The organism is Mesorhizobium sp. M0292 (assembly GCF_040321695.1).
Taxonomy (GTDB): domain Bacteria; phylum Pseudomonadota; class Alphaproteobacteria; order Rhizobiales; family Rhizobiaceae; genus Mesorhizobium.
Genome location: NZ_JAMYSB010000009.1, coordinates 70,047 through 84,607, shown reverse-complemented (window position 1 = coordinate 84,607; position 14,561 = coordinate 70,047). Strand labels below are relative to the sequence as shown.

General features: G+C 62.9%; 14 protein-coding genes. 10 read left to right on the top strand and 4 right to left on the bottom strand.

All coding sequences use genetic code 11. From position 1 onward, the window contains the following. Positions 1-7 precede the first annotated feature (7 nt). Positions 8-880, top strand: a complete 873-nt coding sequence (locus NKI96_RS16145) for a thermonuclease family protein (protein ID WP_352805173.1) — start codon at positions 8-10, stop codon at positions 878-880. On the opposite strand, the gene NKI96_RS16140 is transcribed toward NKI96_RS16145, so the two are convergent. After that, positions 843-2,492: a lysine--tRNA ligase gene (locus NKI96_RS16140; protein ID WP_352805170.1), complete on the bottom strand. Its 1,650-nt coding sequence runs from the start codon at positions 2,490-2,492 to the stop codon at positions 843-845. The genes NKI96_RS16145 and NKI96_RS16140 overlap by 38 nt on opposite strands. A 155-nt stretch (positions 2,493-2,647) precedes the next feature. Between NKI96_RS16140 and NKI96_RS16135 the strand changes: the two genes are divergently transcribed. After that, positions 2,648-3,061 (top strand): tellurite resistance TerB family protein, encoded by a 414-nt coding sequence (locus tag NKI96_RS16135; RefSeq protein ID WP_023688697.1) that lies wholly within the window; start codon positions 2,648-2,650, stop codon positions 3,059-3,061. Between the two features lie 59 nt (positions 3,062-3,120). On the opposite strand, the gene NKI96_RS16130 is transcribed toward NKI96_RS16135, so the two are convergent. Continuing rightward, positions 3,121-3,936 carry an ABC transporter substrate-binding protein gene (locus tag NKI96_RS16130; RefSeq protein ID WP_050586840.1) on the bottom strand — a complete coding sequence of 272 codons (816 nt, stop codon included), beginning with the start codon at positions 3,934-3,936 and terminating at the stop codon, positions 3,121-3,123. 296 nt (positions 3,937-4,232) lie between these two features. Here NKI96_RS16130 and NKI96_RS16125 point away from each other — a divergent pair, with 296 nt between their 5' ends. Both NKI96_RS16125 and NKI96_RS16120 read left to right on the top strand, forming a co-directional pair. Further along, entirely contained in the window at positions 4,233-4,964 is a 732-nt protein-coding gene (locus NKI96_RS16125; RefSeq protein ID WP_023669621.1) for a helix-turn-helix transcriptional regulator, read from the top strand. Positions 4,965-5,239: 275 nt separating this feature from the next. Then, entirely contained in the window at positions 5,240-5,878 is a 639-nt protein-coding gene (locus NKI96_RS16120; protein ID WP_023681954.1) for an acyl-homoserine-lactone synthase, read from the top strand. Between the two features lie 201 nt (positions 5,879-6,079). Here NKI96_RS16120 and ppk2 read toward each other — a convergent pair whose 3' ends face one another. Further along, entirely contained in the window at positions 6,080-6,985 is a 906-nt protein-coding gene (gene ppk2, locus NKI96_RS16115) for a polyphosphate kinase 2 (RefSeq protein WP_352768390.1), read from the bottom strand. Between the two features lie 102 nt (positions 6,986-7,087). On the opposite strand from ppk2, the gene NKI96_RS16110 reads away from it, so the two are divergent. The 3 genes from NKI96_RS16110 (at position 7,088) to NKI96_RS16100 (ending at position 10,292) form a co-directional block, all read left to right on the top strand. Beyond that, a complete protein-coding gene (locus tag NKI96_RS16110; RefSeq protein WP_352805167.1) occupies positions 7,088-8,353 on the top strand; it encodes an ATP-binding protein in 1,266 nt (421 codons plus the stop codon). Between the two features lie 115 nt (positions 8,354-8,468). Next, positions 8,469-9,191, top strand: a complete 723-nt coding sequence (gene phoU, locus NKI96_RS16105; protein WP_352805164.1) for a phosphate signaling complex protein PhoU — start codon at positions 8,469-8,471, stop codon at positions 9,189-9,191. A 93-nt stretch (positions 9,192-9,284) separates the two neighbouring features. Then, positions 9,285-10,292, top strand: coding sequence for a magnesium and cobalt transport protein CorA (locus NKI96_RS16100; RefSeq protein WP_023692534.1), 1,008 nt, complete (start codon positions 9,285-9,287; stop codon positions 10,290-10,292). 97 nt (positions 10,293-10,389) lie between these two features. On the opposite strand, the gene NKI96_RS16095 is transcribed toward NKI96_RS16100, so the two are convergent. After that, positions 10,390-10,908, bottom strand: a complete 519-nt coding sequence (locus tag NKI96_RS16095) for a GcrA family cell cycle regulator (RefSeq protein WP_023669627.1) — start codon at positions 10,906-10,908, stop codon at positions 10,390-10,392. 358 nt (positions 10,909-11,266) lie between these two features. On the opposite strand from NKI96_RS16095, the gene NKI96_RS16090 reads away from it, so the two are divergent. The 3 genes from NKI96_RS16090 (at position 11,267) to NKI96_RS16080 (ending at position 14,536) form a co-directional block, all read left to right on the top strand. Further along, complete coding sequence (locus NKI96_RS16090; RefSeq protein WP_352805161.1) at positions 11,267-12,466, top strand: aspartate aminotransferase family protein; 1,200 nt, start codon at positions 11,267-11,269, stop codon at positions 12,464-12,466. Positions 12,467-12,484: 18 nt separating this feature from the next. Beyond that, positions 12,485-13,396 (top strand): ornithine carbamoyltransferase, encoded by a 912-nt coding sequence (gene argF / locus NKI96_RS16085; RefSeq protein WP_023669629.1) that lies wholly within the window; start codon positions 12,485-12,487, stop codon positions 13,394-13,396. 108 nt (positions 13,397-13,504) lie between these two features. Then, positions 13,505-14,536, top strand: coding sequence for an Hsp33 family molecular chaperone (locus NKI96_RS16080; protein ID WP_031198230.1), 1,032 nt, complete (start codon positions 13,505-13,507; stop codon positions 14,534-14,536). Positions 14,537-14,561: the final 25 nt, after the last annotated feature.

The window sequence follows — 14,561 nt, the reverse complement described above, 5'->3', positions numbered from 1 at the left end:
TCTCGCGGTGCGTCTGCTTCAAATCCTCATAGCCCTCCTGGCGATCCCGGTGATGGTCGCCATTGTCGTCGCCGGCGGTCGCGCGCTGCATCGCGACGGCCCCGCCATTACTGTCGACCAGATCGACCCGGACACCGAGGCCGTGCCCGAGGAGCCGGCGACGTCGGCGATCCCCGAGGTCCAGCCCGTCAAGCCTCCGATGCACTCGCCTCAGGTGCATTCGAGGGCGATCGATCCCGAGGCCATCGCTCCGCCGCCGCTGCCGGTAGAAGAACTTGAACGGGTTGAGCCACGCGCGCCGCTGAGCGACCTGGCGCTGGCCGGGCCGCCCAAGCCGCGTGGGCGCAGAGCGGTCGACGACTGGGGAGGAACAAAACTGTTCCAGCCGGTCGCGGCCGCCGCCGGCCTGATCGAAGCCAATGGTTATTCCGTGACGGTCTCCGGCATCGACATCGTCAGGCAAGACGAGACCTGCACCGAGGGCGGCAAGTCCTGGGCTTGCGGTATCAGGGCGCGCACCGCGTTCCGGTCTTTCCTGCGCGGCCGGGCCGTTGCCTGCAAGGTGCCGCCGGAGGCCGACCGTGCGCTGATCGCCGCCGAATGCCGCATCGGCAAGCTGGATGTCGGCCAGTGGCTGGTCGAAAACGGCTGGGCGCGCGCCACGGCAGGCGGCCCCTATGTCGAAGCGGGCGACAAGGCGCGCGCCGCCAAGAAGGGCGTCTTCGGCGCCGCGCCCGATCTTGGCGGCCTGCCACCGGCGCCAACGCCTGTTGCGGCACCGACGGCGTCGCAACCGATCCTCGATGCCCCGGCGATAGACACGCCGCCGGCCGGGACGGAAATTACGCCGCCAGCTGACCAGCCAGCGCCCGCTCAATGAGCGCGCGGGTTTCGGCGATGCCGTAGAGGGCTGCGAACGAACCGAAGCGCGGTCCGCGTTCCTGGCCGATCAGCACCTGGTAGATCATCTGGAAGAAAGCGCCCGAGACACCAGGGCCGCCGTCCGGGCTCTTCTTCGAATGGTCCTGATAGCGTTCGATCTTGCGCGCGACGTTGAGCGAAGCGTTCTGGATCGCTTCGCCGTCGGCGCCGGCCGGCAGGCCAGCAAGCGCGTTGCCAAGAGCCTCCAGCGCCAGGCGTTCGACATCGTCGGCCGGCCGGAAGGTCTTCGTCGGCTTCACGAAATCGTCGAAGTAGCGGATGGCGAAACCGACCAGCTGGTCGAGTTCGGGATGCGTCGCCGGCGTCACGCCAGATGCATGGCGCGAGATGAAGCCCCACAGCACATCCTTGTTTTGCGCGTTGGAGGCGCTGACCAGGTTGAGCAGCAGCGAGAACGGCACCGGCATGTCGATGGAAGGCGGCTTGCCGTCATGCATGTGCCAGACCGGATTGCCCAGCCGCTCCTTCCAGTCCTGGCGCGGATAGGCGTTGAGGAAGGTGTAGTACTCGTCGACGGCGCGTGGGATGACGTCGAAATAGAGCTTTTTCGCCTGCCTTGGCCGCTGGTACATATAGAGGCCGAGGCTTTCGGTCGGCGCGTAGCGCAGCCATTCGTCGATGGTCAGCCCGTTGCCCTTCGACTTCGAGATCTTCTGGCCGTTCTCGTCCAGGAACAGTTCGTAGACGAAATGCTCGGGCGCGCGCCCGCCGAGAATGTTGCAGATGCGGTCGTAGATCACCGCGTTCGTCTGGTGGTCCTTGCCGAACATTTCGAAATCGACGCCGAGCGCTGCCCAGCGCATGCCGAAATCCGGCTTCCACTGCAGCTTGACCTTCCCGCCGGTCACCGAAAGCGTGGTCTCGGTGCCCTCATCGTCGAAGGTGATGTTGCCGGCCTTGGCGTCGACATGCTTCATCGGCACGTAGAGCACGCGCCCGCTCTTCGGCGAGATCGGCAGGAACGGGCTGTAGGTTGCCTGCCGCTCCGGCCCCAGCGTCGGCAGCATCACCGCCATGATCTGCTCATAGCGCTCGGCGGCGCGCACCAGCATCGCATCGAAGCGGCCGGCCTTGTAGTACTGCGTGGCGCTGGCGAATTCGTAGTCGAAGCCGAACGTGTCGAGGAAGCGGCACAGCATCGCGTTGTTGTGGTCGCCAAAGCTCGGATAGTCGCCGCCGAACGGATTGGGCACCGCCGACAGCGGCATATGCAGATAGGGCTCGAGCGCTGCGCGATCCGGCACATTGTCGGGGATCTTGCGCATGCCGTCCATATCGTCGGAGAAGCAGAGCAGCTTGGTCTTGACCTTGTTCCCGGTCAGCACGTGAAAGGCATGGCGCACCATCGAGGTGCGCGCGACCTCGCCGAACGTGCCGATATGCGGCAGGCCCGACGGGCCGTAGCCGGTCTCGAACGGGACGATCTCCGGGAAGTCGCCGCCCTTGTAGCGCTCGATGATCTTTTTGGCTTCCTCGAACGGCCAGGCCTTGCTTTCGGCGGCTGCCGCAAGCATTTCGGGGTTGAGATCGGCGATGTTTGATCCCGTCATGTCAAAGTTCCAGTCATGGCCGGCTTTCGCGGCTGGTAAGATTTTCAACCGGGTCTCTAGGCGCGACAGGGCGGAGCGTCAACGATATCAGGCGTTTTCGTTGCGACGGCGCCGTGGCGTCCCTACCTTCGACCCTCACTATCAAGGAGTTTTGAATGCCGTTGCCGTCCACCCATGAAGCCCTGATCTACCTGATGGTCATCACCTCGGCTTCCGATCGCGACATGACCGATATCGAACTGGCGCGCATCGGCGACGTCGTCCGCAGCTGGCCGGTGTTCGAGGATTTCAAGCAGGACAGGCTGATCGCCATTGCGCAGGACTGCCAGAAGATGCTGCATGAAAAGGATGGGTTGGAAGGCGTGCTCGAGCGTGTCGCCGAGACTTTGCCCGAACGGCTGCACGACACCGCCTATGCCGCGGCCTTCGAGGTTGCCGCCGTCGATCTAGAAATGCGCATGGAGGAATTGCGGGTGCTGCAGTTGATCCGGCGTGAGCTCGATCTCGACACGCTGACCGCCGCAGCCATCGCGCGCGGGGCGAAGGCCCGCCTGCGCACGCTGACCTGATCCAGCCCCTAAAGGAAGCTGACCGGGACCGGATCAGAAAAAGCTGACCGGGAACCGGATCAGAAGAAACTGACCGGGAAATAGCGCAGGTAGAATTCGGCGAAGGTGCCTTTCACCGATATCTCCTGCAGCGCGTAGTCCATGGCTGCGGCCAGCGCTGGGTCGCTGGCCCGGGTGGCAATGGTCATGCCGGACCCCAGATATTCCGGCGCCAGGTAGGGTCCACCGGCGAAGCGGCAGCAACCGGCGGCGTCCGTGCCGCCCAGCCAGAAGGAAAAGCGCATGCCGTCGCCGAAGGCGGCATCGATCTTGGCGCTCTTCAAGTCGCTGTAGAGGTCTTCCGGCCGTTGAAAGCGGATGATCTGCACGGTGCCGAAATAATCGCGCAGCATCTTTTCATGCGCCGAGCCGGCCAGCACGCCGACCCGCTTCGAGCGCAATTTGTCGAGGATCGGCTCGGCGAAGGCCTTGGTCTTCGGCATGATGAAGCGCGCCGGAAACTGTAGATAGGAGCGCGAAAAGCTGTACTTCGCCCGCGTCTCCGGCGTTGCGGCGATGCCGGCGATGATCGCCTCGCCTTCGCCCTTCTGCAACGCGTCGTCGAGTTCGGCCCAGGGCAGCGCCTGGATCTGGCATTTGTCGGCGATGTCGAGTTCGGCGCAAATCGCCCGCGCCAGGTCGATGTGGAAGCCGGACAGTCGGCCCGTGCCGTCGAGAAAATTGAAGGGCGGGAAATCGGTTGTGGTGAGGAACCTGAGCCTCGGCAGCGCCGCAAGGTCCGGCTTCGGCAGCCGCTCCTTGGCATCCCAAAGCACCGGCACCTGCGGTTCCGCTGCCCGCACAGCGCCGGCAAACGGCTGCACTCCGATCAGCATCGACAGCAAGGCGATGGTTATCCAGCGTGATGTCACAAAAAACTCCGCCCGTCTTGGCCGTTGGCTTGTGATACGAAAACGGCGCAGGCACAATTGTTTTTGATTTCAAAGGGCAAATTTCGGGTTATGCTTTGGCGAGGTTGCAAATAGCCGCACAGAGTCGGCCCGGGGTTGGCGGTCGCTGGCGTTAGAAAAGCTAAGGATGTGGCTTTGCAATCCGGGGTTGATGGCTAAGTGCGGGGCAGGCACGTAGCATCGGTCTCAAGAGCGGTAGGCAACATGGGGTAGATGTTGCGATGGGTTATTTTGACCGGACACTTGAATATATTGACCGGGTGCAGCGTGCCGACACGTCGGCTGCGGTGTGCGAGCAGCTACTTAGTGTCACCTCGAATTTCGGATTGACGGCCCTGATAGCCGCAACGGTGCCGCAGCCCGGTACACCAAGCAGCCAGACGAAGGACCATGTGCTGCTCTGCGATTGGCCTAGCGAATGGCTGGAGCGTTACTTATCGCGCAACTACGTCGACCACGATCCGGTCGTCAGCCATTTGAAGCAGTTTCGGGCGCCATTCCAATGGCGCGATGCCGTTCAAAGCATGCCCGCCGACAAGAGCAGCGCCGAGGTAATGCGCGACGCCCGCCAGTTCAAGCTGCGTGACGGCCTCGCCTTCCCGCTGATCACGCTCGAAGGCCAGATCGCGCTGGTCTCGCTGGGCGGTGAGGCGGTCGAACTGTCCGAAGCCGAATTCGCAATGGTCTCGCTGGCCTCCACCTATGCCATCGGCCGCGCCATGCAGCTTCAAACGACGGCCGGCAAATCTATCGATCACATTGAATTGACGCCGCGCGAGCGCGAATGCCTGCAATGGGCGGCGGTCGGAAAATCCGAGTGGGAGATTTCGCAGATCCTCGGCATCTCGGAGCATACCTCTGAGAAACACCTTCTCAACGCCAAGAGCAAACTAGGCGCCGCCAACCGTGTGCAGGCAGTCGCCGAAGCAGTCAGGCACGGCTATATCAGCTAGGCCGGTTCTGGCGGCCCGAAATTTATGGCCGCATTGTTGGCGTCATATCTTCAGAAAAGACCGGCCCCTGTCGTCCTCTTGAGACGGCTAATGCTTTCTTAACGCCAAAAGCAGACTCGGCGTCGCCAACAGGGCGCACGCCATCGCGGAGGCGTTTAGACGCAGCTATATTAGCCATGTCGGCTGTGGCAGCCTGGAAATCCTTGCCAACACCTTCGCGCAATTTTTTCGGGAAAGCCCGGCCGTATCTTCCTCTTAAGCCCAGGAGACGGCTAATGCTATTTTCCCTTACCACTCAACAACTGATGGAACGTCCCGACCTATGGGAGGCCGTCCATCGCCTGCGTTACAAGGTCTTCGTCGATGAGATGCGGTGGACCGATCTCGATCGCCCGGACGGCCTCGAAATCGATCAATTCGACCATGATGAGGCCGAACACCACCTTGTCATACGCAATGGCGAGCTTGCAGGCTATCATCGGATGCTGCCGACCACACGGCCGCATCTCCTTAGCGATGTGATGCCGGAACTCTGCGAGGGAAAGCGCCCTTCGGGACCGAATGTCTGGGAGCTAACCCGTTACGCGGTGGCGCCAGGCTTTCGCGATGGCAAGCGCGGCGTGTCTACGGTCGGCACCGAACTGATCGCCGGCTTCGTCGAATGGGGCCTTGCTCGCAATGTCGATCAGGTCATTATCGAGGTCGAGCCGGTGTGGGTGCTGCGGACGCTGCAGTTGCACTTCCTGGCGACGCCGCTCGGTTACCAGCGCACCTATGGCAACCAGCAGGTCGTCGCCACACTGCTGACCTTCAACGAGCATACGCTGGATGTCGTGCGCTCGCGCCGAAACCATCACGCCCCGGTGTTGGCCAGGGGCACCCCCCACATGCTCGGCATGCGGCAGGCGTCGTGAGACTGTCTTCACCCGACGCGCTTTAATGCATGTCGCTCAAAGTGGCCCCGGTTTTGAGAGAACGACATGCATGAAACAAAGACCTAAAGCGCATCGCGTGAATCCGTTCAAATGCGACGCGCTTTAGACAATGGCCACAGAGCCCACCTCCGTGTGGGGGTGGGCTCTGTAATTTCAGCCTCTGCCTATCGAGGCCAGTCTCTACTTCTCGAGAAACGACGGCCCTTCGCCGACGATCTTTTTGTCTTCCTTGCCGATGGCGTCGAGATCGCGCCCATCATAGGGCAGCGACAACAGGATGCGCCGCATGACGGCCAGCCGCGAGCGTCGCTTATCATTGGCCCGCACGATGATCCAGGGCGCGAACTGCTTGTGCGTGCACTCGACCATCTGGTCGCGCGCCTTGGTGTAGTCGTCCCATTTGGTAATGCCGGCAATATCGATCGGCGAGAACTTCCAGTTCTTCAGCGGAGACCAGCGGCGGTCGTGAAACCGTTCGAGCTGGGTTTCGCGGCCGATGTTGAGCCAGAATTTGAAGAAATAGATGCCGTCGTTGGAGATCATCCGCTCGAAATGCGGCGTCTCGTCGAGGAATTTTGCATGCTGTTCCGGTGTGCAGAAGCCCATCACCGGCTCGACGCCGCCGCGGTTGTACCAGGACCGGTCGAAGGTGACGAATTCGCCCGATGTCGGGAAATGGGCGACGTAGCGCTGGTAGTACCATTGCCCGACTTCGGTTGGGGTCGGCTTGGTCAGCGCCACATTGCGCGCGGTTCGAGGATTGAGATACTGGCGCAGCACCGAGATGGTGCCGCCCTTGCCGGCGGCATCGCGCCCCTCGAACAGCGACATCACTCTGCTGCCGGTCGCCTGCAGCCAGGCCTGCGCCTTGACCAGTTCGATCTGCAGCCGCTCCAGCGTCTCGTCATACTCCTCGCTCTTCATTTTCTTGTCGTAGGGGTAGTCGCCTGCGGTCAGTTTGTGGTCCTCGATCCAGCTGGGAAGCTCGGGGTTTTCGATGTCGAACTCCCGCTCCTTGCCGTCCACCTTGATCTTCAGCGGCCCCTTTGCCGGCTCTGCGGCGGGACTTTCCTTGGCTTTTTTCATCGAGACGAACCTTTCCAGCTTGCGGACTCATGCTATGGGGGGCCTCAAACCCGGTCCAGCGGAAGTTTCGGCGGGACCGGCGCAGAAGCACGGAAAGCACGAATGGCTGACACCGGCGCAGAGCGGACAACCACGGGGCAGGCCGTCGCCGGCCGGCTGTGGAACAGCCGATGGCTGCTTGCCGCCGGTGCGATCGCCATCATGGCCGTTTATGGGTTTGCCGGTATCTCCGCCTATGTCGTCCTGGCTGCGTTGACGGTGCTGCTGGCCGCCGCGCTTCTGCCAACCGGTGGCGCCAGCCGGTCTGCTGAGACCATTACCACGGTCGAGGCGAGCGGGCTGCAGCGGCTTTCCGGCGAATATCTTGCGGCTGCCGTTGCCGATCCGCTGATCATCTTCGACCGCACCGCCACCATCGTCCACGCCAATGCCGCCGCCTATGCCGCCTTTGGCGGCATCGCGCCCGGCCTGTCGCTGTCGCTGAAATTCCGCGCCCCGGAAATGCAGGCATTGCTGGACGGCGTACTGTCAGGAGCCGTCGCCTCCGATGCCGTCGACTACACCGAGAAGCTGCCGGTGGAACGCGCCTACCGGGTCAGCGCGTCCTCGGTCGGCCACGCCACCGATCTCTATGTGCTGGTATTCAAGGACCAGAGTGAGACGCGCCGAATCGACCGCATGCGCGCTGACTTCATAGCCAATGCCAGCCACGAGTTGCGCACCCCGCTTGCTTCGATCTCGGGCTTCATCGAGACGTTGCGCGGCCCGGCCCGCAACGATCCGGCGGCGCGCGAGCAGTTCCTGCAGATCATGCAGAACCAGACCGGCCGCATGGCGCGCCTCATCGACGATCTCCTGTCGCTGTCGAGGCTTGAAATGAAGCCTTACCTGAGGCCGGGAACCGAGGTCGATCTGCGCCAGACCATCGACAGCGTCATCGATTCACTAGCCCCGCTCGCCAGCGAGAACGGCGTCGTCATCGAACGCGACTACGCCGAGGGGCCGCTCGACGTGCCCGGAGACCGCGACGAGCTGTTCCAGGTGTTCGAGAACCTCTTGGAAAACGCCTGCAAATACGGCCAGCCTGGCGGACGCGTCACGGTGTCGATCGCGCGGGGCGAGGCCGGCCCGGAACCGGGCATCGATGTAACCATCAGGGACTACGGCCCGGGCATCCCGGAAGAGCACATACCGCGCATTACCGAGCGCTTCTATCGCGTCGACGTGGAGAGCAGCCGCACGCAGAAAGGCACAGGTCTTGGCCTGTCCATCGTCAAGCATATTCTGACGCGCCACAACGCCCGGCTTTCGATCAAGTCGGAGGTTGGCAAGGGCGCGGCGTTCACGGTCCATTTGCCGGCAGGCTGAGGCGGTACTATCTGCTAACTGCCTGTTTCTTCTTTCTGTCATCCGGCTAGCGTATCAGCACAGGGGTCGAGGAAACGACTCAAAAGGCCAAAGATTTAAGGAAGGCATTTCGCCCATGCAGTCCGTACACATTGTCAGCGCCTATGACGAAGAGCTGAAATACCTGGCGAAGCGCATCGCTGCGATGGGCGGCCATGCCGAGCGCATGGTCGAGCAGGCGATCCAGGCGCTGGTCAATGCCGATCCCGGCCTCGCCCAGAAGGTCATTCGTGACGACATCGTGCTTGACGATGGCCAGCGCGAAATCGACGACAAAGCCATCGTCATCATCGCCAAGCGCCAGCCCATGGCGACGGATCTGCGCGAGATCGTCGGCGCCATCCGCATTTCGGCCGACCTCGAACGGGTCGGTGACCTCGCCAAGAATGTCGCCAAGCGTGTGGTCAGCGTCATTGACGGCCGCCAGCCGACCAGCCTGTTTCGCGGCCTCGAGACGCTTGCCGAACTCGCTTTGACCCAGCTCAAGGAAGTGCTCGACGTCTATGCCTCGCGCTCGGTCGAGAAAATAGGCTTCGTTCGCGACCGCGACGACCAGATCGACGCCATGTACACCTCGCTGTTTCGCGAGCTTTTGACCTACATGATGGAAGATCCGCGCAACATCACGCCGTGCACGCATCTGCTGTTTTGCGCCAAGAACATCGAGCGCATCGGCGACCACGCCACCAACATTGCCGAGACGATCTACTACATCGTCACCGGCGAGCAGTTGCCGGCCGAGCGTCCCAAGGGCGACAAGACCGACAAGGTTGCCCTGCCGGTGCTGCCGGTGAAGTGATCGCGCCCCTCGAACGCTTAATCATATTGCGCTAAACTGCCCGGATGTTAGCGTCTCGGTTCCTGGCCAAGGCCAGGCGCTCAGGAGGCTGCGATGGAATATGTCCGAGAGTTCAAGCCGGCGCCGGCATCGTCCGGCATCATCGCGTCGAGCGTCTACACCGCCGGCAAGCGCATCGCCGACATACCGATCGAGGAAGCCGGCGAATGGGCCAAGAAGTCGGGCCATGTCGTCTGGATCGGGCTGCTCGAACCCGACCGCGAGCTTCTGCTGCGCGTCAAGGCGCAATTTCATCTGCACGAACTGGCGATCGAAGACGCCGAACATCCGCACCAGCGGCCGAAGATCGAGCAATATGGCGATGCACTGTTCATCGTTGCCCGCACTGCACAGCTGATCGACGGACGCGTCACCTTCGGCGAGACGCATCTGTTCGTCGGCTCAGGCTATATCGTCAGCGTCAGGCATGGTCCCTCGACCTCATACGCCGCCGTGCGCCAGCACTGGGAAAGCTGTCCGCACTCACTGGCCAAGGGCGAGGATTTCGTCCTCTACGCCATCCTCGACTTCATCGTCGACAACTACATGCCGGTGCTAGAGCAGATCGAGGACGAGGTCGAGGCGATCGAGGACAGGGTGCTGCTGAAGCCGATGACCGGTCCCGACATCGAGCGGCTCTATATGCTGCGCCGCGATCTGTTGCGCCTGCGCAATGCGGCGCTGCCGCTGGTCGAGGTCTGCCGCCGGCTGACCAGCGCCGAACTGCCGCAGATCCATACCGCAATGCATCCGCTGTTTCGCGATGTCACCGACCATATCCGGACCGTGCAGGAAAAGATCGACAGCCTGCGCGAGGTTCTGGCGTTCGCTTTCGAAGCCAGCCTGCTGGTCGGCCAGAGCCAGGAAACCGCGAACACCAAGAAGCTGGCCTCATGGGCGGCGATCCTGGCGGTGCCGACGGCGCTCGCCGGCATTTACGGCATGAATTTCGACGACATGCCGGAACTGAAGATGCAATACGGCTATCCCGTCGTATTGGTCTCGATCGCGCTGATCTGCTCGTTTTTGTATTGGCGATTTCGGAAGAGTGGGTGGCTGTGATGGTAGGCAGTAGGCAGTAGGCAGTAGGCAGAATAAGGTAGCGCCTCACGAGCGCTACCCCATTCCCTACTGCCCAGTCCCCAATCCCTATTCCTAACTACCGGCTCCTGCGCCGCTCTGAAGCCGGCTGGAACGCCACCCTTGCGTGGTACTTGCAGTAAGGTCCGGTTTCAGCCGCCTCGTTGCCGCAGAAGTTGAAGTCTTCCGATAGCGGATCGCCATTCGGCCATTTGCAGGTGCGCTCGGTGAGATCGGTGAGCTGCAGATGCCGCGAGATCGGCACGACGACGTTTTCGACCGGGCGGATGTAGTGGCGCGCCACCGGCTCGGCGTCGAACTGCGCCTGCAGTGCGTTCGCCCCGATCGAAGTCGTGACATGGCGCTGCGTGGTTGCGGCGCGAGGCACCGATTTCTGGATCGAAGATCCCTGCGTTGTCTTCTTCTGACGCGCCGGCGTCGCGGTCGAGCGTCCGCGGCCCGACAGCTTCAGCCGGTGCACCTTGCCGATGACCGCGTTGCGGCTGACCCCGCCGAGTTGTGCGGCGATCTGGCTTGCGCTCAAGCCCTCCGACCACAGTTTCCTGAGAAGTTCGACCCGCTCGTCAGTCCAGTTCATGAGACCGCGCTCCTGCTATGTGTGCGGCAGCCGGAATCCGTTCCCGACCCGGCAATCTTTGCCGGGGCAGACACCACATATATTAGGTGATTAGGTCCGCCGCACGAAATCTAGTTATTTCCCGACTACAATTACCTCATGTGTTGACTCGGTGACAAGAGTCCCAGGTGCAACACGAATCGGTTTTTTAGGTTTTCCCCAACTTGCCCGGTCGCTTATGAGCCGGCGTCTCGTCGGGAGCTGGCCACGCGCCTCTGCACGACGTTTTCGTTGACTTCATGGCCGAAAAACACGATAAGCCGCAAAGGCCGCCGCTTTGGCGGCTTTTTTGATTTTTCCGGTACCGGAGACGCATATAATGAGCGGTTCGGCGCTTTACGAGACCTTTGCCCGCGCCCCTTTGGCCTTCGATCATGGCGAAGGCACCTGGCTGGTTACCGACAAGGGCGAGCGATATCTCGATTTCGCTGGCGGCATCGCGGTCAATTCGTTGGGCCACAGCCATCCGCATCTGGTCTCGGCGCTGACCGAACAGGCGGCCAAGCTCTGGCACGTCTCCAATCTCTACGAGATCCCGGGGCAGGCCCGGCTCGGCGAGCGGCTGGCTGACGCCACCTTCGCCGACAAGGTGTTCTTCACCAATTCCGGCGCCGAGGCGCTCGAATGCGCGATCAAGACGGCGCGGCGCTACCAGTTCGTCAAGGGCCATCCCGAGCGCTTCCGGGTCATTACCTTCGAAGGCGCCTTCCACGGCCGCACGCTGGCGACCATCGCCGCCGGCGGCCAGTACAAATATCTCGAAGGCTTCGGCCCCAAGGTCGAAGGCTTCGACCAGGTCGGCTTCGACGACATCGACGCCGCCGAGAAGGCGATCACACCAGAGACCGCCGCGATCCTGATCGAACCGGTACAGGGCGAGGGCGGCATCCGCCCGGTGCCGACGCAATCCTTGAAGCGGCTGCGGCAGCTCTGCGACCAGCATGGCCTGCTGCTGATCTTCGATGAGGTCCAGTGCGGTATCGGTCGCACCGGAAAGCTGTTCGCGCATGAATGGACCGGCGTGACGCCCGACATCATGGCGATTGCCAAGGGCATTGGCGGCGGCTTCCCGATGGGCGCGTGCCTCGCCACCGACGACGCTGTCGTCGGCATGACGGCAGGCGTGCATGGCACCACTTTCGGCGGCAATCCGCTGGCCATGGCGGTCGGCAACGCTGTGCTCGACGTCGTGCTGGAAGACGGCTTCCTCGAAGACGTCCAGCGCAAGGCATTGCTGATGAAGCAGGGCCTGGCGGCGGTCGCCGACGAATTTCCTGATGTCATCGAAGGCATCAGGGGCAGCGGCCTGATGCTTGGCCTGAAATGCGCCATGCCCAACACCAAGGTCAACATGGCGCTGCGCGACCAGCATCTGCTGGCGGTGCCGGCCGGCGACAACGTCATTCGTCTGCTGCCGCCGCTGACCGTCACCGACGCCGAGATCGGCGAAGCGCTCGATCGCATCCTCGCCGCTGCCAAGGGCCTGACCGACGCCATCGCCGCGGCCGCCGCGAAGTAATCCCGAGAACCATTCCCGATGAGCCTTCGCCATTTCACCGATCTTTCCGCCGTTTCCGAAGGCGATCTGCGCCTGATGCTGGACGATGCGGTGGTGCGCAAGGCGCGCCTCAAGGCCGGCGAACGGACCAAACCGCTCGAAGGCAAGGTGCTGGCCATGATCTTCGACAAGCCGTCGACGCGCACGCGCGTGTCCTTCGACGTCGGCATGCGACAGCTCGGCGGCGAGACCATCATGCTGACCGGCACCGAAATGCAGCTCGGCCGCTCCGAGACCATTGCCGACACCGCCAAGGTGCTGTCGCGCTATGTGGACGCCATCATGATCCGCACCACGTCGCATGAGCGGCTGCTCGAGCTGACCGAGAATGCCACGATTCCGGTCATCAACGGGCTGACCGACGACACCCATCCCTGTCAGCTGATGGCCGACATCATGACCTTCGAGGAGCATCGCGGTCCGGTTGCCGGCAAGACCATCGCCTGGACCGGCGACGGCAACAATGTGCTGCATTCGCTGCTCGAGGCCTCGGCGCGGTTCCGCTTCAACCTCAATGTCGCCGTGCCGGAAGGCAGCGAGCCGGCGCAAAAGCATATCGACTGGTCGAAGAGCAATGGCGGCAAGCTGCACTTCACCCGCTCGCCCGAGGAAGCCGTCGACCAGGCCGACTGCATCGTCACCGACTGCTGGGTGTCGATGGGCCAGGAACACCGCGCCCGCGGCCACAATGTCTTCTCGCCCTATCAGGTCAATGCGGCGCTGATGGCGAGGGCCAAGCCCGACGCCCTGTTCATGCACTGCCTGCCGGCGCATCGCGGTGAGGAAGTCACCGACGAGGTCATCGACGGTCCGCATTCGGTTGTCTTCGACGAAGCCGAGAACCGGCTCCACGCCCAGAAGGCGGTTTTGGCCTGGTGTCTGGGCGCTTGATCTCCAGGCGCTTGATCTCCAAGCGCTTGATCCGGGGCGGCGCGATGCCTATTTGCGCCCCATCACGCAAATCAAGCGCGTTTGGACGCATGCACCCCTCCGGGCCGCATGGCCGCGCCCTGGAGCTTTGTCATGTTGGAAACGCATCAAGTGAATGAACATCACCCCAAACTCGGCGAGTTCGGCTATGCCGGCGACGATCATGTCGTACCCTTCGAGGTCGGCCCGCTCGACGTGCGCGGCCGCACCGTGCAACTCGGGCCGATGCTCGACGCCATCCTCAACCGTCACGACTATCCCGAGCCGGTCGCCCGCCTGCTGGCGGAAGCCTGTGTGCTGACGGTGCTGCTCGGCACTTCGCTCAAATTCGAAGGCAAGTTCATCCTGCAGACCCGCACCGACGGGCCTGTCGACATGCTGGTCGCGGATTTCTCCACGCCCTCGGCATTGCGCGCCTATGCGCGCTTCGATGCCGACCGGCTGGAGGCCCTGGTGGCCGCAGGCCAGACCTCGCAGCAGACGCTGCTGGGCAGCGGCGTTTTGGCGCTGACCATCGACCAGGGCGCGCACACGCAGCGCTATCAGGGCATCGTCCAACTCGACGGCGAGACGCTGGAAGACGCCGCGCGCACCTATTTCCGCCAGTCGGAGCAGATCCCGACCGACCTCCGGCTGTCGGTGGCCAAGCTGCTGACGCCCGGCCCCGGCGGTGCGCGCGAGCAGTGGCGCGCCGGCGGTATCCTGGCGCAGTTCCTGCCGCAGTCACCCGAGCGCATGCGCGTGCCGGACATTTCGGGCGGCGACGGCGATCCGCGTGACGTGACGCAGGAGCCGGCCGACAATTCGTGGCGCGAGCTGGTGGCGCTGCTCGGCACCATCGAGCCGACCGAGCTGATCGACCCGACCATCGGCGCCGAGCGGCTGCTCTACAGGCTGTTCCACGAACATGGTGTGCGCGTCTTCGGCGGCGTGCCGGTCGCCGACCAATGTTCCTGCTCAAGGGACAAGATACGCGGCATCCTCGAGGGGTTTTCCGCGCAGGAGATCAAGGACAGCATCGAAGATGGCGGCATCCACGTCGCCTGCGAGTTCTGCTCGAAGCAGTACGACTTCGACCCGGCGGAGTTTGCAGCTCAGTAGCATCTCTTCCTTCTCCCCGTTCACG